The following is a 21,115-nucleotide window of genomic DNA, read 5'->3' as shown; positions in this document are numbered from 1 at the left end:
ACGACCCCAACCGAAAGGAACAAACAATGAACGATCCGGGATCCTTCTTCGGACTCGCGATTGGTGGAATCCTCCTACTGCTCTTCGTCATCTTCATTCTGGTGACGATCTTCCGATCGATTCGCATCGTGAAGCAGGGATACACGGGAATCGTCGAGCGATTCGGCCGATTCCACAAGGTCCTGGAGCCGGGCTTGAACTTCCTGGTTCCTTTCATCGACCGCGAGGCCTACTCGATCGACATGCGCGAGCAGGTTCGTTCGTTCCCGCCGCAGCCCGTCATTACGGAAGACAACCTCGTTGTCTCGATTGACACGGTCGTGTACTTCCAGGTGACCGAGCCCCGCTCGGCGACCTATGAGATCGCGAACTACCTTGCAGCCGTCGAGCAGCTCACGACGACGACGCTGCGTAACGTCGTCGGTGGCATGAACCTTGAAGAGGCACTGACCAGCCGCGACACGATCAACAGTCGACTCCGCGGTGAGCTCGACCAGGCGACCGGCAAGTGGGGTCTGCGCGTCAGCCGAGTCGAGCTGAAGGCGATCGATCCGCCCGTCTCGATCCAGGACTCGATGGAGAAGCAGATGCGCGCCGAGCGTGACCGTCGTGCTGCGATCCTGACGGCCGAGGGTTCGAAGCAGTCGCAGATTCTCGAGGCCGAAGGTCTTCGTCAGTCCGAGATCCTCCGTGCTGAGGGTGAAGCGAAGGCTCAGGTTCTTCGTGCAAAGGGTGATGCTGAAGCACAGATCCTCCTGGCAAAGGGTGAGTCCGAAGCCATCGAGCGCGTGTTCGAAGCGATTCACGCGGGTGACGCCGACAACAAGCTGCTCGCCTACCAGTACCTGCAGACGCTGCCCAAGCTCGCGGAAGGCGAGTCGAACAAGCTGTGGATCATCCCGAGCGAGCTCACCGATGCGCTGGGCGAGATCGGCAAGGGCTTCTTCGAGGGGAAGGCGCAAACGCCCTACCAGCGGACGCGCGTCGACCGTGAGAAGGACGAGGGCGACAAGTCGATTCTCGATGAGACCTTCTCCCCCGACACCGTCAAGGACGTCGACGTGCCGTCGATCGCCGAAACGCTCGCGTCCAGCGGCATCGACCCGAAGGACGCCGGTCAGGATCAGACGATCAGCAGCAGCACGTCCCTTGCCGACGAGACACCGGACGCCGGCTACGACGCTGCCGTGCAGACCGTTCGCGAGGAGCTGCCGTCGCGTGACCCGCAGGCAGCAAGCGAGCAGGTGACGGGAGAGGCGATTCCGACCGAGGAAGAACTGCAGGCCGGGCCCTACCCGGAGACTGACGCTGACGGAGAGCAGCGCTAGGTCGTTCGGACGCAGTGAGGGCCCCACGCAAAGCGTGGGGCCCTCAGCGGTACCGGATCGGGCCCGCTGCCGTAACGGCTGGGAAGGGAGACATCGTGACTCCGGGAGACTTCTTCACCCCCGACGCTCCGCGCGTGCTGGCGCACCGCGGGTTCGCGCTGGATGCACCCGAGAACACCATGCTGGCATTCGCCGCGGCCATCAACGAGGGCGCAGAGTACGTCGAAACGGACGTGCACGCGACGGCGGACGGTGTCGCGGTCGTCGCACACGACCCTACGCTCGAGCGGACCGCCGGACGTCCGGAACGGATCGATTCACTCCTCTGGCACGAACTCGAGAACATACCCCTCGGTGACGATCAGACCGTTCCGACGCTGCACGACGTGCTCGATGCCTTTCCCGATACTCGTTTCAATATCGACATGAAGAGCGATGCCGCAGTTGCGCCAACGGTCCGAGCAATATCGGCTCTTCGCGTGACGAATCGTGTCCTGCTGACGAGTTTCCGGGAAGCACGCCGGCGTCGTGCGCGACAGCTTCTGCCGGACGTCGCGACAAGTGCATCGCGAACCATCGTGCTCAGGGCGCTCGGGGCAGCGAAACTCGGTTCCAGAGCGGTGATGAGCCGTGCTCTTCGAGACGTGGATGCTTTGCAGATCCCCGAGCGCGTGCGCAGAACGAGAGTGCTCACGGGAGCCCTTCTGGAACTCGCCCACGAATGCGGTACGGAAGTGCACGTCTGGACAGTGAACGAGCGAGATGACATAGAACGACTGCTCAGAGTCGGTGTGGACGGCATCGTGACCGATCGAGTCGATGTCGCGCTGCATGCTGTCGCGGAGCGCTAGCGCAGGTCAGGCTCCCGGCTTCGGGCGCGCCCTGACACCGCGCAGGCCCCAGCGGGTGACGCGGCCGCCGGCAACGAACATGTCCTTCGCGCGCATCTTCGACTTGCCGATCGCGCGCTCGACATAGGCGATCGGCAACTCCGCGATATGCCCTCCCGCCTGCGCGATTCTGGTCACCAGTTCGATCTGGAACGCGTATGCCTCGGACTTCACCTTGTCGAAGGGGATGCGTGCGAGAATCCGGGATGAGTACACACGAACCGTGCTCGTGAGGTCCTGTACGCTCGTGCCCAGCATCCGACGAGTGTAGGTGTTGCCGAACCACGAGGTCAGCCGTCGGCGCACGGCCATGTTCTTGACGTCACCGCCGGGTACCCACCGGGAGCCGATCACGAGATCGAGGTCGCCCGTCCGTGCGGCTTCGACGAGTTCGGAAAGCGTTGCGAGATCGTATGCGCCGTCGGCATCGACGGTTACCACGTAGTTATAGCCGTGTTCGAGCGCATAGCGGAAGGATTCCATAATCGCACTGGCAAAGCCACGGGAGGTTCGGTGAACGACGGTTACACCCCGATCTTCCGCTCCGAGCTTGTCGGCGAGCTCAGCTGTTCCGTCCTGGGAATCATCATCGACCACGAGCACGTCGGAGTGCGGAAGGTGCTGGCGGACTCTCCCCACGGTCCGTGAGAGGTTGTCTACCTCGTTGAGCGTGGGAATCACTACCAGGATTTCAGGCACTTCGTTTTCCGATCTGCAGCTTTCGTACGGTCGATGTCAATACGAGGCCGAGGCCCAGCAAAGGGACGATCCAATCGATGATGCCACCAAAACGCATGGCAGGCGTAATTGTCGAGGAGGTCGGGAGGTCGTAGGACATGACTCCCGGCTCGTATTGCGGTAGTCGCTCGACCATCGTTCCGTCCGGCAGCATCATGGCACTCGTCCCGACGGTCGAGATGTTCACCGTTGATCTGCCCAATTCTTGCGCCCGTAGCTGAGCTATCGCGAGCTGTTGCACGTTCTCAGCACTTCCCTCCCCGAAGTCCGCATTGTTCGTCGGGGCGAGAACGATGCTCGCGTCGTGTTCCATGACCATTTCACGCATCAACCGGTCATCTTTTATGTCGAAGCAGATCGCCACGCCGGCGACGAAGTTGTCGAACGCGAACGCATTGGCACTGTCCGGGTCGATCGAATAGTCGCGAGGTATCAGGTGGTAGAACCCGAGCGATTCGAGGATGGGCTTGAAGAACTCACGCTCCGGCAGGTACTCGGCGAATGGTACGGGATGCCGTTTGTGATAGATCTGCGACTCACCGACCCCTGCTTCCCACACCAGCGCCGAGTTGTACATCTCGTCACTATCGCCCGTCACGGCACCGATCACGATGGGAGCATTCGTCCTTGATGAGATCTCGTCCATGATCCAACGCGACTCCGGATTCTCTTGCGGATTGACCTCCCCAGCGTTCTCGGGGAGCACGACGACGTCGTAATCGCCCTCGAGCAATTGCGAGGCATCGTGATGTTCGCGGATGATGTCGCCTGGTTCGTACTCTGCCAGCAAACCGGCTTCGCTCGCTCCCTGCACGGCTCCTACGCGAACCGTATCGTTCAGCTGCACCGGATAACCGGGTATCGCGACGAGAGCGACAATCGCTACGGCACCGACCGTGATGGAACGACGAGCTTCGCCACGTCGACGAACGATGAGCTGTACCAGCAGGGCCGCAACCGCCATGATCAGGAACGACAGCCCCGAGGCACCAACCCAAGAGACGGCGTCTCCCACGATCGTCCCGGCCTGTGTATAGGACAGTCGGCCCCAGGCGAATCCGCCCCACGGCCAACCGGAACTCAGCGTCTCTCGCGCCACCATGGTCGCCGCCACGGTGAGCGGTAAGACGACGAGCTGCCACTTCGGCGCGATCCACGCCTCGAGCTTGCTGTATGCGAGTGCGATGAGCACAGCACCTGCGCCACGCCAGAGCGCCATGAACAGACCGAGCGCGATGAGTGGTACGGGGCCGAGGTAGACGGTGATCCAGAAGATGTGGATGAACCAGAAGACGATACCGGTGACGAGGCCGATCAGGAACGCGCTGCGGAGGCGCTGACCGCGGAGAATCCACAGCTCGCCGACCGTTGCGACGAGCACGAGGGGCCACCACCCGAGCGGCTGGAACGCGGTCGTGAGCAGAGCTCCAGACATCGCGCCCACGGTAAGGGCCATCCACAGCGGCACGGGCTTGTCGCGTCGAAACGTGGGGCGTTGACGGGCGCGTGCGGCGGTCGCGCTCATGCGGCGGCCCCGAGGTCCGTTACGACTCCCCTATAGAGCGCGTCGGAAGCGTCGCGGGCCGTTCGAGCGAGCGACTGCGGCGCAACGAGCGAGAGTTGATCGAGAAGGTCAATCGTCTGCTTGACCCAACGGACGAAGTCACCCGCCGCGAGCTCAATGTCGTCTAGGACCGAGTCGAGCGGATACCCGCGCGCCCACCGATGGATGGCCTGGGCGATGCCTGTCTGCGGCTCGATGGAACCGGGAAGCCGGTGGTCCCGCTCAAGCTCGTCCAGGTGCGCCCAGAGGTCCTGTGTACGGTGCAGGGCATCCAGGAACTGACCCTTAGGAAGGTATCTTTCCGGCAGCATCCCATCATCGCGGCGTCCTTCAAATACCAGTGTCGACACGAGAGCCGCGAGGCCGGGTGCGTCGAGCCCAGCCCAGATGCCCTGACGTATCGATTCGGCGACCAGGAGATCACGTTCGCCGTAGATTCTTCGCAACCGGTCGCCGTCCCGGGTTATGCGGGTTTCGCCCTCGTGCTCTTCCACGTAGCCCAAACCGAGCAGAATCTCGCTGATGCGTTCAAAGCGCTCGGCGATCTGCCCGGTCCGCCGACGAATCTGGCGCTCGTTCTTTTCGATCTGTCTGCGCAGTTTCCAGTATCGTTCACCCCAGCGCGCGTGGCGTTCTCGCTCCGGGCAGTGGTGGCAGGGGTGAGCTTTCATCGCCCTCCGCACCTCGTGCAGTTCGCCTTGGATTCGCTGGTGCACATCGTGCGACAGCCCGCGCCTCGACCCTTGCTTCTCGAGATCGCTCAGCGCTCTGCGCAGCTCTGCGTATTCAGCGAAATCGCCGAAATCGCAGTGCATCGACTCTTCGTACGCAGCGAGAGATGCACGCTGTTCCTGTACCCCGGCAGCGAGCGACACGACCGATCTGTCGGCCTGGAACTGAGCGAAGGACGTCTCCAGAACCTCGCGTGTGCCCGCTACCCCGAGTCTGTCGATCAGATTCACGGCCATGTTGTAGGTGGGTTTGAACGCGGACTGCAGCGGGTAGGTTCTTCTCGATGCGAGTGATGCGATCTCCTCGGGAGTCGATTCGCCCGTCCAGGCAACGACCGCGTGCCCGTCCGTATCGATGCCGCGGCGACCGGCCCTTCCGGTCAGCTGCGTGTACTCCCCCGGCGTTATGCGCACTCGGGTCTGACCGTTGAACTTCTCCAACTGCTCGAGAACAACCGAACGGGCAGGCATATTGATGCCGAGCGCGAGGGTTTCCGTCGCGAATACGACCTTCACGAGTCGCCGCTGGAAGAGCACTTCAACGACTTCCTTGAATACGGGCAGTAGCCCAGCGTGATGCGCCGCAACGCCCCGCTCGAGCGATTCGCGCCACTCCCAGTACCCGAGCACCGCGAGGTCCTCGTCGGGCAGTGCCGCAGTGCGCTCATCCACGATGGCGCGAATGACAGCGCGTTCCTCAGCGGTGGTGAGGCGCACGTCGTGGTTGACGAGCTGCCGAACGGCGTCTTCGCAGCCGGCGCGAGAGAAGATGAACCAGATTGCCGGCAGCAGCCGCTCCTGCCCCAGCAGTTCGACCGTCTCCGGACGATGCACCCGCCTCGTCCGACGCGGACGCGCATCCCTTCGCCAACGCTTATTGTTGCGCCCGGAGCGTCGTCCGCGTGCCTCAGGATGGCCCTGCCCCGCGACAATATCGACGAGCTCACGACTCGGGCGGTTCTGCCGCTCCGCTTTCGAGGATTCGAAGAGTTCAACGAGCCTTCGGCCAACCAGCACGTGCGAGTCGAGCGGAACCGGACGTGTCTCAGACACGATGACACTCGTATTGCCGCGCACCGCATCCACCCAGTCGCCGAACTCTTCTGCGTTCGAGACCGTTGCCGACAGCAGCACCAGCCGTACGTGCTTCGGGAGGTGGATGATGACCTCTTCCCACACCGGCCCCCGAAATCGGTCGGCTAAGAAGTGCACTTCGTCGAGCACCACGAACTCGAGATCACCTAGGTCGCGGCCCTCGTACAGCATGTTGCGAAGGACTTCCGTCGTCATGACGACGAGCCGAGCCTCGCCGTTGATGGCGACGTCTCCCGTGAGCAGCCCGACGCTGTCGGCACCGTACCGCTGCTGCAGTTCCCGATACTTCTGATTCGAGAGCGCCTTCATGGGAGTCGTGTAGAACACTCGCCCCGAGGGAGCCTCCATCGTGTGGAACATGGCGAATTCGGCAACCGCGGTCTTACCCGCACCCGTGGGCGCCGCAACGAGGACGGATCGCTCGTCAGCGATCTCTTCGCATGCCTCACGCTGAAATGGATCCAGTGGAAAGCCGAGTGTGCGGGCGAAGGCGTCGACAGCGAGGGTCATGCGACTTCCTCCTCCTGCTTAGCGAGTCGTTTCGTACGCCGGCGGTCGTTCAGCCAGGCGATCAGTGCCGCCGCGAAGTACAGGATCAGGATGGGCACAGCGAGGATGAACATCGAGATGATTTCACCGGCCGGCGTCATCATTGCCGCGAAGATCGTGATGAGAATGACGGCCCAGCGCCAGCCTTTGAGGATGCTCTTCGCCGACAGCATGTTCGCGAAGTTCAGCATGACCAGGATGACGGGCATGAGGAACGCGCAGCCGCAGGCGAATACGAGGCGCAGGGAGAACATGAAGTACTCCTGCGCACTCAGCAGCTGGGTCATGCTCATGGGCGCGAAGCCGACGAAGATCGTGATGATCCTGGGAAGGATGATCCAACCCGTCGCGCATCCCATGAAGAACAACGGGATGCTCGCGATGATGAACCCCAGCAGATAGCGCCGTTCCCGTTTCTTCAAACCGGGAAGGAAGAACGCGAGCATCTGGTACAACCAGAACGGGCTGGACGCGACGACGCCGAGCAGCAGGCCGATCAGCATTTTCAAGTTGAACGCCTGCGTCACCATCGTGATGTTGATGTTGACTTCGTAGCCGCGCTCCTCCAGCACGTCGAGGGGACGCGCGAGGAGTTCCAGGACGAAGTCGCCGAGGAAGAACCCGCCGATAGAAAAGGCTGCGATGACGACCAGCGAGATCGTCACGCGATTGCGCAACTCTTTTAGATGCGCTGCGAAGCCCATCCGGGCTTCGGGGTTAGCGCGCTTGCGACGCGCCACGGCTACTGCTGGTCGTTCGACCGTGACTCAGTGGTGCTCGAGTTGACGTCCTCTGCTGCCTCAGAGGCATTCGGATCATCCTTCGACGACTTGACTTCCTTTTTGAGAATGTTGATCGACTGCCCCACGCCGCGTGCGAGCTGGGGTAAACGGGTAGCACCGAACACCAGCAGCACGATGATGAGAATGATCCACCAGTGCGATGCGACGTTTGCTGCGAATCCGCCCATGAGTTTTGTATCCCTTCGACTACCGTCAAGTCTAGCGCAGTGCTGCACGGGTGAGACTTCCGGGCAGCACCCCGCCCCTTGTTTGCTCTTCTGGTTTCAGTTTTGCATTTTCCATTGGGCCCTCCTTCACCTATCCGGCGTTCCCCGGCAACTGGACCTTCGTCGATGCTCCCTTTCTGGATGCCGACTTGTTGAAGATGACGATCAGCAACAGTGCGATGGCCACGATCAGGATCATGACGGTGCTTACCGCGGCGACCGCCGGAGACACCTGGTGCGTCAGCGCCGTGAAGATCCGGATTGGGAGGGTCACCACGTCTGGAGAGGAGAAGAAGAGTCCGATAAAGAATTCGTCGAACGACGCCAGAAACGACAGGATAAATGCAGCAATGAGTCCGGGTGCTGCGAGCGGCAGTGTGATCTTCGTCAGCACTCGGAACCGCGAGGCTCCCATCGTCCACGCAGCGCGTTCCAGGTTCTGGTCGACACTCCGAATTGTTGCGGACATGATGATCACGGCAGTGGAGATTGCGACGATTGCATGCCCGGCCACGATCATCATCATCTGGTCGACCGCGTAGTAGGTGTCGTAGAGCGCAACCGCGGTCACCAACTTCGGAATGATCAAGGGCAATAGCACCAGCGTGTAGAGCGCACGTTTGAAGCGGATCTTTGAACGCACCAGCACCATCGACAGCGCGAAGGCGAGAGCCACTGCGATGACTGCGGCTGCCGCAGCGACGCCGAGGCTTAACAGCAGACTGTCCATCCAGTACGGGTCTGCAGCGATGTCCGCATACCACTGCAGCGACGGATCAACGGGAGGGAATGTCGCATAGCTCGTCGAGCCCAGCGAGACGCCGGTGATGATGATCATGGGGATCGCGAGGAATACGATAACCAGAACGGAGTAGACGGCGATTGCGATACGACCGATTCGATTGCTCATGAATTGTCCTCAAATAGTTTCGTCATTCCCGTGATTCGGTCGTATAGGACATAGATGCCTGAGACCACGACACCCAGAATCACGACCACCGCGGCAGCAGTTCCGAAATCTAGCCCCATACGTACCTGACGTTCGATGATCTGGGCGACCATCGTATTGCCCTGTCCTCCCATCAGTGCCGGGGTGATATACGCGCCGACGCATTCGATGAACACGAGCAGCGCAGCGGCGATGGTCCCCGGCAGACTCAACGGCAGGTATACCTTGAAGAATGCCCTGACCTTCGATGCACCCATCGTCTCCGCAGCTCGCAACAGGTTGGTGTCGATCCCCCGCATCACCGCGAATTGGATCAGGATCGCAAGCGGCAGGAAGACATAGACGAGGCCTACCATTACGCCCAGTTCGTTGTACAACATCTGAAGAGGCTCGGGGATGATCCCAGCTGCGATCAGGAAGGAGTTCAGCGCGCCCTCGCGTCCCAGGATTACTATCCATGCGAATGTGCGGACGACGGTGTTCGTGAAGTACGGCAGGATCACAAACACCATCACGAGAGCCACACCTCTATTCGACAGTCTGCTGATGAACGCAGCGACCGGGTAGGAGAGCAGGATCGTAATAGTCGTCGAGATGAAACCGATTCTCACTGTTTCCCAAAAGATGCCGAGGTAGTAGCCGTCGGACAGGACCTGCGCGTAGTTGGTAAGGGTCCAACCGTCGACGGTTTGGAAGCTATTCAGTACGAGCGCTCCTACGGGGATGACGAAGAACGCAGCGAGATATCCCAGGCTCCCCCATAGCGAAAATCGTTGCGTCCAGCTCAGCCTGCGTTTCTTCGGGCGTACCGTAACGGCCGTCATATGCTCGACGGGAACCGTCTGAGTACTCACCATGCTCTTACCCCTCCCCGAGTAGCACTGCAGACTCCTCCGCCCATCGCAAACCGATGGTGGCGCCGATCTCCGGGAGGCTGTGCTGTTGTGTCTCGACGATGACCGAAGCACCGGTATCGAGACACTCTCCGTTCACTCGGAAACAATTCCCGTAGTAGCTGATGTGTTCGATGCGAGCTCTGACGTAGGCTCCCTCCTCACCGGCGGGCACGATCTCGGTTCGCTCCGGGCGGCACATGATTCTCACGTCATCGCCTTCACTGAAGGTACGATGGCTCGTCAGACCGGTTGCTGCTCCGGATGTGAGTTCCACCACGTAATCATCTGCGTTCTTCGATTTCACTCTGGCGCCGAATATGTTCGCGTCCCCGAGAAAGCGAGCGACGAACTCGCTGTTCGGTTCGTGGTAGATCTTCTGCGGGGGATCGATCTGTGCGATTCTGCCCGCATTCATGATGCATACCTGGTCGGACATGCTCATCGCCTCGTCACGATCGTGCGTGACGTACAGCACCGTTGCTTTGAGCTCCCGCTGTATTCGCTTGATCTCTCGTTGCATCTGTTCCCGCAGGTTCCGATCGAGAGCGCCGAGGGGTTCATCCATCAACAACAGGTCCGGTTCGTAGATTAGGGCTCTGCCGAGCGCGACCCGCTGTTGTTGGCCGCCGGAAAGCTCCTTTGGTCGACGTTCCGCGGCGTGGCCCAGACCTATGAGATCCAGCATGCTGTCGACCTTCTGCGAAAGGGCCCTACCTTTCACCTTCTTCTGCGTCTTCAACGGGAACGCAAGGTTCTCCCTGACCGATAGGTGCGGAAAGAGTGCATAGTTCTGAAAGGTGACGCCCAGGTCCCGTTGGCTGGGCGGGAGTTTCGTGACGTCCTTGCCGCTGACGCGGATGCTGCCGCTGTCCAGATCGGTCAGGCCAGCCACCGCCATCAACGCTGTCGTCTTCCCCGAGCCCGAGGGGCCGAGCAGAGTCAAGAACTCACCCTGCGCAAGCTGCAGCGAGACCTCTCTGACCCCGTCGTGCTCCGTGTACATCTTCCGGATGCTCTCGACTTCGAGAGCTGGTTGTGCGCTGCTCATATCTCACGCCCCTTTACTGCGTTGCCCAACGGCTCCAGGCTTCGTTAGCCTGCGCCTCGTTCTCTGCCCACCATTCCGAATTGAATGCGAAGCCCTCGTCTACCCAATCCGGGTTCGAGGGGAGCTTGATGGCCGTCTCCTCGTCGATGAAGTCGTAGGCGGTCTCGTTAGTTGGGCCGTATCCCGTTAGTTGTGCAAACTCGGCCTGACGTTCCGGATTGGCAGTGAAGTCAATGAATTGGTGCGCGGCCTCGACTTTCTCCGAGCCATTGGGGATCATCCAGGCGTTGGAACGGCGCATCGCCCCGTTCCACGAGATCGCCACCGGTGCCCCCTCGTCGATGAGTCCCTGAGCTCGGCCGTTCCAGATCGTTGTGAGGACGACCTCCCTCTGCGCAAGGGCCTGCGTCGACAGAGCGCCGCTTGCCCAGAAAGTCGAGATGTGGGGAGCGATTCCGTCTAGTGACTGCAGCGCACGATCGATGTCGATGGGGTACAGCTCCTTCGGGTCCGCGGCGACGCCGTCGGCGATGAGTGCGAACTCGTACTCGATCGGGGAGATGTCCGATTGCATTGAGCGGGGTCCCTGGAAGGTGTCGGCATCCCAGAAGTCCTGCCATGTCTGTGGTACAAGAGAGCCGTCGAACACGTCGGTGCGATACGCCATCACCGAGGCCCAGTAGTTCGAGTCGACGTGGAACTCGCCCCGACCGTCCTCGGGCAGATCGTTCATATCGCTGAACTGCCCCAGAAGCGAATAATCGATGGGAGCCAGGAGGCCCTCCGCTTGCATTGTGACGGCTCCAAGGGGCGCGTTCGACAGCACATCGTAGTTTCCTGGCGACTGCGCGAGCTGTCTCATCAGCGTGCCGGTGGACTCGTATGGGGTGGGCTGGACACGAATCCCCGTGGCCTCCGTGAATGGGTCGTAGAACGCCTGCTTGGCCGCGTCGCTATACTCGCCTCCGCTGTCGACGACAACGATGGAATCGGCATCGCCGTTACTGCCACGGTTGCGCGACGCCGCCGAACAGGAGGCCAGACTCGCCCCGAACAGCGGAATCGCAGCCGCTAGACCTAAACCCTTCAAGAAGGTTCTTCTTTCCATTCCACTCATGAGTAACTCCTTTAGTACTTGGTGAAAAATGTCGAAATTGAACTGTGTCTCATAGTTCTCTTGCGATCCGCGTCCCTTCCAGCATCGCGTCGTGGATGCCTCGCGGTGCCAGCGCATCACCGATGACGTGCACCTCGATGCCCCGCTGTTCGAGTTCTTCCGAGATTTCATCGCGAGGTCGGGCTCCCGCGCTGAAAGCCACCAGAGCCGCGCCGGCTAAAGATTGCTCCTGACCGGTGTACACGTGGGTCAGGTGCACGGTGACAGAGGCTCCTGCGTGGATTGCTTCCACGCGCAAATCGGTGAGAATTTCGACGCCAAGCCCGTGCAGCCCCTCATACGCCGGTTCGCGCGTGGATTTCTCCTCCGTCTCGGCGAGAAAGTGGTCAGGGGTAACGATCGTCACGCTGTGCCCGGCGGCTGCCAGTGCGTGAGCCCCAAGGCTTCCCTCGACATTGCCCATGAGATCGATGACAATGCATGAGGAGGCCGGCGGGATCGGCGGCGAGTGCTCGAGAATGGCTTCCACGGAGGTCACACGGGCGTCATCGACGCATTCCACATTTGGAAGATGGGGGCGGCTGCCTGTCGCAACGATGACGACATCCGGTTTCATCTCGATCGCGGCAGCGGCAGTGACCTCAATGCCCGTGCGGATATCGACGCCCCTGCGGCGTGCGTCGCGCACCAGCCAGTCAGTCGTTCTACCCCAACCGGGACGAAGGGGTGCATTCGCGCTCGTTGCCACGCGCCCGCCGAGCGTGCTCTTGGCTTCGGCCAGGATCACCTCGTGGCCCCGTTCCGCCGCAACCCTCGCGGCCTCCAGACCTCCGGGCCCGCCACCGACGACAAGCACTCGTCGCGATACCAGCGCGGGAGAAACCGTCGCCAGTTCCTGCTCACGACCGATGACAGGGTTGTGCGTGCAGCCGGTGTACAGTCCCATCGCCCCCCTTCCGACGCAGCCCTGCTGCATGGCAACGCACGGCTTCACCTCGCCGTCCGTCCTCCCCCACAGCTTGTTGGGCAGATGTGGATCGGCTATGAGGGCGCGTGTCATCCCGACGAGGTCGCAGACGCCGTCGGCAACCAATCGGTCACCGACCTCGGGCTCCTGGATTCGACCCGCCAGCAGAACGGGCTTGTCTGTTATCTTCTTCAGCTCGCTCGCGTAGTCCTTGTAGACCGCCTGCGGGGCATCGAAGGCAGGAATCACCTTCTGCCCGATACTCACGGGTTCTCCCGTGGCGCCGCTGACACTGAAGTAATCGAGGCACCCGAGCGCGTCCATGTAGGCAATGATCTCCTTCGTGCCATCGATTCGACGCCCGCCCGGCAGCAACTCGTCGCCGCTCACACGCAATCCGAGAACAAAGTCGTTGCCCACGGCCTCTCTGGCGGCCTCGACGACCTCGACGCCGAACCGCAAGCGATTCTCGAGAGACCCGCCGTACTCATCGCTGCGCTGATTGATCTGTGGCGACCAGAACTGGTCGATGAGATGACGGGCAAAGGCAGAGATTTCCGCTCCGTCGAATCCGGCCCGCTTCAAACGGAGTGCCGCTGCAGCGTAGCCCTTGACGATCTCCTTGATCTCGGGCTTTTTGAGCGGGCGAGGAATGTACCGATTGACGGTCTCCGGCACGGATGACGCGGAGACCATTGGCTGTTCGGTGACCGTGCTGTTGCCTCGACGGCCGCGGTGAGTCAGCTGCGTCATCACCTTTGCCCCGTGACGGTGCATCTCTGTGGCAAACGCTTCGAATGTGGGCAATGAGGAATCATCCCAGTTCTTGAGATTCCCCCAGTCTTGGTAGGGGGATGTGGGATGCACGGACATGCTCCCGAAGCATTGCAAGAGGCCGACCCCGCCTTGTGCCTTTTCGCTGTAGTAGCGGATGTAGTCTTCGGTGATGTAACCGTCGCGCGGATAGTGCGTATTGTGAGGCGTCGAAACAATACGATTCCTCAGTGTCATATTCCCTAGTCGAAAGGGGCTGAGCAGATTGGCATATGCATCCATGGCTTACCTCGTCTGTTCGAAGGCTCGTTCGCACGCATCGGCGAACTCGCGCATGGAGATGAATCTCATCGAGGGCTCGACATCCGATGGCGGCGGCGGCGTCGCTCCCCAGCCTGGTCTGTCGTGTCGACGATCAATCCACGCGGAGGTGATTCCCGCACGCTGCGCGGGGACGTGGTCGTGAAAGAGGCTCTGAGCGACGTGGAGAAGGTTCTCCTGTGCGATACCCTGCGTGGCTATCTCGTTCAATAGCGAATCGAAGTTGGCAGGTTCGGGCTTATACGACCCGATCCTCTCCGCAGTCAAGGTCGCGTCGAAGTCGACGCCCAGCTTCTTGTTCGCTTCACTGAACGATGCATCGTCGATATTGGACAGCACGATCAGCTTGTAATGCTGAGCAAGGTCTCTGAGTGCCGCGGCCGTGTCCTCGAACGCCGGCCAGTGCGGCACCGAGCTGCTCATCGCTTCGCGATCCCGGGAGGTGACCAAGACCCCGAGCTCGTCTCCGAGAGCAGTGAACGCCTCCTCAGTCGCTCTCGGATAGAGGAGCGTGGGGTTCTCGCGGAGCACACGGGCTTCATGCCCCGCATAGATCACCAAGAGCTCTTCCTCGTTCCTCTCGAGGTTCCTGGCGCGTGCCCATGGCACCAGCACACTGGCGATCCCGGCCTCCCAATCGATCAGTGTGCCGTAGACATCGAAGCTCAGAGCTTCATAGCCCGTGAGGTTCATACATTGACTCCTTCATCTGTAGTTTCGGTGTGAACTCTCCCCGTTGCGAACTCGCGTTGGACACGAGATCGCAGATCAGGATCGAGTAGCAGTTCAATTGCCGTCTGCGCTTGGGCTATTGCACCCCGTATGCACATCTCGCCCGCAGCCTCGCCAACAGCGGCTTCGCGGAACAACTCAGAGTGCAACGGGGTTCCTTCGTCGCAGATCTGTAGAAACGGGTGGATCGAGGGCAAGGCCTGACTGACGTTCCCCATGTCGGTGCTGCCGACGCGAGTGGGATCCGGTTCGGGAAACTCGATGCCGAGTCGCTCGGCGTTCCGACGGAACACGGCGGCCATCGTCCGGTTGTCCTGCATCGTTCGAGACATACCGATGCTCTTGACTTCTGATTGACAGGCGTGCGCCAGAGCGGCCGCCTCGACGATTTCCCTGAACCGTCGCCGCATGTGCTCGAGCTCTGTATCGCTTTCTGCCCGCAGCATGAACAGTGCCGATGTGAATGCCGGAACGATGTTGGGAGCCTCTCCCCCTTCGGTGATGATTCCATGGACTCGTGCCGAGTCCTTCATCTGCTGACGCCACAGACCGATCGATGCCAGGAGTTGCACCATCGCGTCGAGCGCGTTCCTGCCATCCCAGGGCGACGTGGCCGCGTGGGCTGCTTCTCCGTGGAAAGAAACCTCGAGGTCTTCGAGCGCGAGAGCAGGTACCGTCAGCTGATTGCGATCGTAAGGGTGCACGATTACGGCCGCGTCCACGCCCTCGAAATGACCGAGCCGGATCATGTCCTCCTTCCCAGCTCCCCGTTCCTCTCCCGGGGTGCCGAGGAATCTGACCTCGCCGCCGAACGTATCCTGTACCGCAGCTAACCCGATTGCCGCGCCCACGCCTGCGGCCGCCATGAGATTGTGACCGCACCCGTGACCGAGGCCTTCCAGTGCGTCGTACTCGGACAGCACTGCGACGGTCGTATCTCTGTCGCTGTAGCCGGTGCCTCGAATATCGCCGCGGACGGCCGTCGGTAGCGACGGATCCGGATCGGACATTGCGTATCCTGCGGCCGCGACGATGTGGCGCACTGCATCGGCTGCTGTGAATTCCTCAAAGGAAACCTCCGGATTCGCGTGGATGCGTGCCGAGAGTTCGAGCAGCTCTTGTCTGCGGGAGATGATCGCCTCGGCCGCGCGTGCTTTTGCAGATTCGATGGCTGCGGAGACGCGTGAGCTCATGCGATTAGTCCTTCACAATCAGGCCACGACGAAGACGGGAAACTGACTCCGGTCCCTCGTCTCCGACGATGAACGTCTCGCTGAGCGCATACCCGTTCGGTGCTTCCCAGGCGGCGAGCATCATATGTATGGTCATACCGGGTTCGAGAACGGTGGTGTCTTCCGCCGTGACGCTGATGGTCTCGTCGATCCAACCGACACCTGGCTGCGCGATGCCGAGAGAGTATCCGATTCTCGCGCGTTTGTCGTACCCGTACGGTTTCGTTGCAGCAGCCCAAGCACCCTCGACCGTACTGACAGTCTCCCCCGCTTTCAGGAATTCAAGCACCCTGCATAGTCCGGTATTGGCGACCTCCGCGTATCGCTTGTAGGAGTCGGGTGGTGTGCCGAGATAGACTGTTCGCGAAAGACCGGCGGCATAGCTCTTGTGGACTCCGCCTAGCTCGTACATCACAGGAGTTCCATCACGATAGACGTCGTCGAACCAGCTCAGGTGCGGTGCCGCGGTGCGTGGCCCACTGCCGGTGAACGGATAGAACACGTCGCTGCTGGGAATGTTCGGCAACCCTCGGGCCAGTGCGTACTGGACCTTTGCCGCAACCTCGGCTTCGTGCACGCCCGGCTCAATCGCGTCGATCGCGACGCTCATGGCGTGATCGGAGATCTTCCCGGCGCCCCGTATCGCATCCAGTTCGAGCGGTGTCTTTACGGTACGGACCCATTCGACTAGCAATCCGATATCGACGAAGCTGGCTCCAGGCAGCGCACGGTGCATAGCGTCCATGCCTGCGGGACTCAAACCGAAGCTGTCCTGCCCGACTGCGATCCTACCGTGGTGCCAACCGCGTTGACGGATCAGCTCGCCTATAAACGTCATCGGATGGTCGTTTCCTGACACATAGCTGTCGTCATAACCGAAGACCTGCTCAGGAGTCAGATGCGTCAGCCAACTCGCGCATGACACGTCCATATCCCTGAGCACAAGCAGCAGCTCGGCGCTGTCCGCATGCAACAGAACGGCCTGCGGAACGTAGTAGGAGTGCGCGTCGTATCCCGTGAGGTAGCAGATGCTGCGAGGATCTGTGACGACCAGCAGGTCGAAGTTCTTCTCCTGCGCACTGCATGCTACGCGCTCGACGCGTTCCGCGAACTCGTGCGCTGGAAATCGAGGGACTCTGGGCCAGGTTTCCGGCGAGTATGTCTTGCTGCGACCGCCGCCCGCGGTGCCGTCAAAGGAATTATCCATTATTCCTCAACGCCTACGAGAATACGATCGATAGCTTCTTCCAGTTGCTGTCGCCCGCCTTCGACCGCAGCGTTGCGAGCCGTGAAGCCGTCGACGTCCTGCCTGAGTGTTGCTTTGCGCTTTCCAAGAGTCTCGCTGTGTGCAGCGGGAGCTGCGCCGCCGAAGAGCGTCCTGCGAGCGACGAACTCGCTCGCAGTCAGCGCCTCTCTGATAGAGACCCCGGTGAGCTCGAGCGGTTGGCCGATATACAGAACGGCGGCTTCATCTACGAGGGCAGACGTGACATCGGAGGTCCCGAGACCGCGCTCCTCACCGAGGCGAACCACGATCGCTGCGATCTGGTGGGCTGTCCGCCAGGATAGGTCGCGCTTCTGCACGATTAGGCTGGCGAGATCCGTGCTCGTCGCCCAGCCGCACTCCGCTCGCGCGAGCGCATGCTCGGTCTGCGGAACGATCTCACTCAGCATCGCGGCCGCATCGTGCAAGAGTTGTGGAATCGCGGCGAAGCTCTCCCATAGGATGCGTTCGGTCTCGTATCTTGGATTCCATTGTTGCCCACTCGCTCCACGCTCCGCGATGTACGCCGTGGTGACGTTGCCGATCGCCTTAGCCGCCTGCGACTTCATCTGTTGCGGCAGACTCGGATTCCGTTTTTGCGGCATAATGCTGCTGGTGTCGCAGAATCGGTCGGGGAACTTGATGTACTCGTACTCGGTGGATAGCCACAGCTCGAGGTCGTCCGCCAGTCTGCCGAGATCAGTCCAGAGCAGTGCAACCAATGACACCGCTTCGAGCAGCTTGTCATGGCTGAGCGTGGCATCCATCGTGTTGTCGATGGGTTCACGGAAGCCGAGGAGCTCTGCAACACGGTGGCGGTCGATGTCGAAGTCGCTTCCGGTGAATATGGCAGCGCCCGCCGGAGACGAATTGATGCGCTCATACAGCTCCTCGAACCTCGCGTAATCGCGTTCGAGTACCGACGCCCACATGGAGAACCAATGCCCCAACGTCGTGGGCTGCCCGTGTTGCAGGAAGGTCTGGCCAGCGATCACTGTCGTCGGGAACTTCTCCGCCAAGGAGATCAGGACCTCGCGAAAATCCAAGAGTGCGGGGAGGCACTTCAGAACGTGATCGCGTGAAGTGAGAAGGCGTCCAATCTGCCCGAGATCACCAGAGCTTCTTCCGGTGTTGATCCAGCCGCCCACGTCTTCGCCCAGCGTGCGAATCAGGTGCTGCTCGCCGGAGTGCTTCCCACCATCAGCTTTGATCCGGGCCTGGCCTTCATCACCTTCCGTGTCGCGTAGGGCCCGCAGAATGGCCCGGCCGGCTTCGAAAGGGATGATCCCACGTTCCGTCAGCATTACCGTGTGAGCTTTATCGAACTCGTGAATGGAGGCGATCGTGTCGTAGAGCTTGTCGGTGCGGTGGAACTGCAGTGTTTCCAGCAGCTCCTCATGCAAACGAATGCCCGCTGTCCGATAGCCCCGGTATGTTTCGGAGGGCTGTTGCAAAGTCATGTTTTACTACCTGTTCTTGATTTCGCGATGTTCTTTTTGCGCCGCAGTCAGTGCTTGACCGTGACGGACTTGACGTAGGTATAGTTCTCCAGGGCGCTGGGGCCCTTCTCTCGACCCCAGCCGCTCTTCTTCACTCCGCCGCTCGGCAGCTCGATGCCCGTGCCGACTCCCCCGTTGATCGACACACCGCCAGAATGGACTCGCTTCGCGAATTCCATCGCTCCGCTGAGGTTCTGAGTCCAGATGTATGCAGATAGCCCGTACTCCGTCGCGTTGGAGATCTGAATCGCTTCGTCGAGTGTCTCGAACACGTCGACGCAGAGCACCGGCCCAAAGATCTCCTCGCTGAACAGTCTCGAATCACGCGGCAGCCCGGTGATGATCGTTGGTTCCACGAAGTATCCGTTCTGCGCCCGCCCGCGAAGCGGGGATTCACCTCCGAGGAGGAAGGAACCACCCTCCTCTTTCGCGAGTGCAATATACGCGTTGACCTTTTCCAGTTGTCGCGCTGAAATGAGCGGACCGAGATACGGATCCTCCTGCGCCGGGCCCACAGTGAGCGCCTGAGCCCATCCCACGAGTTCTTCCAGGAATTGATCCGCGATGTCGCGGTGCAACAGCAACCTCGTGCCCGCTCCGCAGTTCTGCCCAGTGTTGTAAAACGCCATCCGACCCACACCAGCGATAGCGTCACGACCGTAGTCGTTCATGACGACCGATGGAGATTTTCCGCCGAGTTCGAGCAGTGTGGGGACGACGTTCTCGGCCGCTTTCTGCGTCACCGAGATTCCTGCCGCGACAGAACCGGTGAACGTCACTTGATGGATCATTGGGTGAGATACGAGGGCTTCGCCGATGTCTGCTCCTCCTGTGACCACATTAATGACGCCTTCGGGAACTCCGGATTCCAGAGCGAGCCTTGCGATACAAGAGGCAGTCAGGGCTGCTTCGGGTGAGGGTTTGATGACCACTGAACAGCCGGCCGCTAACGCTGGGGCCACGCCCCGGCCGATTTGCTGCATCGGGAAGTTGAACGGGATGATCTGAGCTGAGACCCCTACCGGTTCTCTGAACACCAGCCCTGTGCCGTCACTTTGCACGCGTTGCGTCGTGCCCAGGCACTTGTCTGCGAGACCGGCGTAGTACTCGAAGTACCCGGCGCAGACTTCGACGTCGACTCGGGATACGCGCAACGGCTTCCCGATGTCGATCGATTCGAGAAGAGCCAGCCGCTCCTTTTCTGCATCGGCGAGGCGATGGGCCAGCTTCGCCAGTACCCGACCGCGCTCTCGCGGAATCATGTCACTCCATACACCGCTGCGATATGCATCTGCGGCCGCACTCACTGCCTGATCGATATGGCCGATCGTCCCCAGCGGGAGATCGGTCACGACGGCTCCGTACGAGGGGTCTTCCACATCGAAGCGTTCGCAGGAGGCCCAGGAACCGGGAGCGTATGCGTCTCCGATAACCATCCCGGGAATCTCCTGTGCCTGCAGGAAGGCTCTTGTGTCCGCCACAGATTTCTTAATGGTGGTTTCAGCCGACGATGAGTCCACGCGAACACCCCTTCGTGTTTTGGTTGGGTAACGAACCCGGTCTGCGCAAGTGCGAATGCGCTGTATAACTGTATAACACTACAGTAGACCGGTCTACCTACTTTGTAAACCAAGGCGCGCCGCGAAAAACCTCTTTACGACACGAGGCAGGCTTTTAACGTCTTCCGAGAACTGACGCGGATAGTGCCAAACCGCTGCGTACCAATCAGTCTCCGAGCGCCCGCAGCATTGAGAGTGCGATGTTCCGGGAACGATAGAGCCAAGCCGTGTTTCCTTCGAGGCCGGCTCGCTCCATACCACCCTCAAGTAACAGAGAGAAATGCTGGGCGAGCTCGCCAACTCGAGCGTCACCCGTGAAATCTGAAATGTGCTGAGTCAGGATTGCCTCGACCTCTTCCTTCTGCTGCCTCACCAGACTTCTTCCCTCTGAGCCAACAGGAAGTTCTGCGGCCGCGTTCAGGAGTCCGCAGCCACGGAACCCGTTTGCGTCGGCGAGCTCCGCGTGATCGATGTAGGCGTCGAAAACAGCGACCACACGATCCTGCGACGAGTTCGCGGCGGTCGCCCGAGCCTCATACAGCCGCTTCCACTCGTCGTGGCGCCTGACGATGTAGGCAAGCATCAACTCGTGTTTCGAGGCGAAGTTGTTGTACAGGCTTTTCTTCGCCACACCGGCCTCACCGGTTATAGCGTCTATGCCCGTCGCTGTCATGCCGTTCGAATAGAACAGTTTAGAAGCGGCCTCCAGCAATTGTTCGCGAGCGGAAGCTCGACGTCCGGCCAGGGCGCTCATTTTATCTGTCCTTTCTGCATGCAGACCATCCACCTCGTAGCAGAAGTCGTGTTGTGGCGACATTTCCCCGCAATTATGGTGCAAAGCGGCGACTTTTGC

18 protein-coding genes are annotated in these 21,115 nt (G+C 60.7%); 2 read left to right on the top strand and 16 right to left on the bottom strand.

Annotated features, from left to right (window positions below):
• Positions 1–26: 26 nt before the first annotated feature.
• On the top strand, positions 27–1,328 hold the full coding sequence (locus Q0O95_RS00485) for an SPFH domain-containing protein (protein WP_293694273.1): 1,302 nt from the start codon (positions 27–29) through the stop codon (positions 1,326–1,328).
• Between the two features lie 95 nt (positions 1,329–1,423).
• Positions 1,424–2,179, top strand: a complete 756-nt coding sequence (locus tag Q0O95_RS00480; protein ID WP_293694271.1) for a glycerophosphodiester phosphodiesterase family protein — start codon at positions 1,424–1,426, stop codon at positions 2,177–2,179.
• A 6-nt stretch (positions 2,180–2,185) separates the two neighbouring features.
• On the opposite strand, the gene Q0O95_RS00475 is transcribed toward Q0O95_RS00480, so the two are convergent.
• The 16 genes from Q0O95_RS00475 to Q0O95_RS00400 form a co-directional block, all read right to left on the bottom strand.
• Entirely contained in the window at positions 2,186–2,917 is a 732-nt protein-coding gene (locus Q0O95_RS00475; protein ID WP_293694269.1) for a glycosyltransferase, read from the bottom strand.
• Complete coding sequence (gene lnt / locus Q0O95_RS00470) at positions 2,910–4,391, bottom strand: apolipoprotein N-acyltransferase (protein WP_293694267.1); 1,482 nt, start codon at positions 4,389–4,391, stop codon at positions 2,910–2,912. The genes Q0O95_RS00475 and lnt overlap by 8 nt, the downstream gene beginning before the upstream one ends.
• An 86-nt stretch (positions 4,392–4,477) precedes the next feature.
• Positions 4,478–6,856: a DEAD/DEAH box helicase gene (locus Q0O95_RS00465; protein ID WP_293694265.1), complete on the bottom strand. Its 2,379-nt coding sequence runs from the start codon at positions 6,854–6,856 to the stop codon at positions 4,478–4,480.
• Positions 6,853–7,635, bottom strand: coding sequence for a twin-arginine translocase subunit TatC (gene tatC, locus Q0O95_RS00460; RefSeq protein ID WP_293694263.1), 783 nt, complete (start codon positions 7,633–7,635; stop codon positions 6,853–6,855). The genes Q0O95_RS00465 and tatC overlap by 4 nt, the downstream gene beginning before the upstream one ends.
• A gap of 2 nt (positions 7,636–7,637) precedes the next feature.
• Entirely contained in the window at positions 7,638–7,865 is a 228-nt protein-coding gene (locus Q0O95_RS00455; RefSeq protein ID WP_293694261.1) for a twin-arginine translocase TatA/TatE family subunit, read from the bottom strand.
• A gap of 130 nt (positions 7,866–7,995) precedes the next feature.
• The gene (locus Q0O95_RS00450) at positions 7,996–8,814 is read right to left on the bottom strand and encodes an ABC transporter permease (RefSeq protein WP_293694259.1); all 819 of its coding nucleotides are present in this window, start codon (positions 8,812–8,814) and stop codon (positions 7,996–7,998) included.
• On the bottom strand, positions 8,811–9,710 hold the full coding sequence (locus Q0O95_RS00445) for an ABC transporter permease (RefSeq protein ID WP_293694257.1): 900 nt from the start codon (positions 9,708–9,710) through the stop codon (positions 8,811–8,813). The genes Q0O95_RS00450 and Q0O95_RS00445 overlap by 4 nt, the downstream gene beginning before the upstream one ends.
• A gap of 4 nt (positions 9,711–9,714) precedes the next feature.
• Positions 9,715–10,797, bottom strand: a complete 1,083-nt coding sequence (locus Q0O95_RS00440; protein WP_293694255.1) for an ABC transporter ATP-binding protein — start codon at positions 10,795–10,797, stop codon at positions 9,715–9,717.
• A gap of 13 nt (positions 10,798–10,810) precedes the next feature.
• Positions 10,811–11,914: an ABC transporter substrate-binding protein gene (locus Q0O95_RS00435; RefSeq protein WP_293694253.1), complete on the bottom strand. Its 1,104-nt coding sequence runs from the start codon at positions 11,912–11,914 to the stop codon at positions 10,811–10,813.
• Positions 11,915–11,963: 49 nt separating this feature from the next.
• Positions 11,964–13,937 carry an FAD-dependent oxidoreductase gene (locus Q0O95_RS00430; RefSeq protein ID WP_293694251.1) on the bottom strand — a complete coding sequence of 658 codons (1,974 nt, stop codon included), beginning with the start codon at positions 13,935–13,937 and terminating at the stop codon, positions 11,964–11,966.
• Between the two features lie 3 nt (positions 13,938–13,940).
• Entirely contained in the window at positions 13,941–14,669 is a 729-nt protein-coding gene (locus Q0O95_RS00425) for a haloacid dehalogenase type II (protein ID WP_293694249.1), read from the bottom strand.
• Positions 14,666–15,901, bottom strand: coding sequence for a M20 family metallopeptidase (locus Q0O95_RS00420; protein ID WP_293694247.1), 1,236 nt, complete (start codon positions 15,899–15,901; stop codon positions 14,666–14,668). Before Q0O95_RS00420 ends, Q0O95_RS00425 begins: the two co-directional genes overlap by 4 nt.
• A gap of 4 nt (positions 15,902–15,905) precedes the next feature.
• Positions 15,906–17,147, bottom strand: coding sequence for a Xaa-Pro peptidase family protein (locus Q0O95_RS00415; protein WP_293694245.1), 1,242 nt, complete (start codon positions 17,145–17,147; stop codon positions 15,906–15,908).
• Positions 17,147–18,664, bottom strand: a complete 1,518-nt coding sequence (gene argH, locus Q0O95_RS00410; protein WP_293694243.1) for an argininosuccinate lyase — start codon at positions 18,662–18,664, stop codon at positions 17,147–17,149. Before argH ends, Q0O95_RS00415 begins: the two co-directional genes overlap by 1 nt.
• Before the next feature lie 47 nt (positions 18,665–18,711).
• Positions 18,712–20,184, bottom strand: coding sequence for an aldehyde dehydrogenase family protein (locus Q0O95_RS00405; protein WP_293694241.1), 1,473 nt, complete (start codon positions 20,182–20,184; stop codon positions 18,712–18,714).
• Between the two features lie 244 nt (positions 20,185–20,428).
• Positions 20,429–21,079 (bottom strand): TetR/AcrR family transcriptional regulator, encoded by a 651-nt coding sequence (locus tag Q0O95_RS00400; protein WP_366516417.1) that lies wholly within the window; start codon positions 21,077–21,079, stop codon positions 20,429–20,431.
• Positions 21,080–21,115: the final 36 nt, after the last annotated feature.

It is taken from the genome of uncultured Agrococcus sp. (assembly GCF_945915485.1).
Taxonomy (GTDB): Bacteria; Actinomycetota; Actinomycetes; order Actinomycetales; family Microbacteriaceae; genus Agrococcus.
The sequence above is the reverse complement of the archived record's forward strand: the minus strand, read 5'-3'. Positions and strand labels throughout refer to the sequence as shown.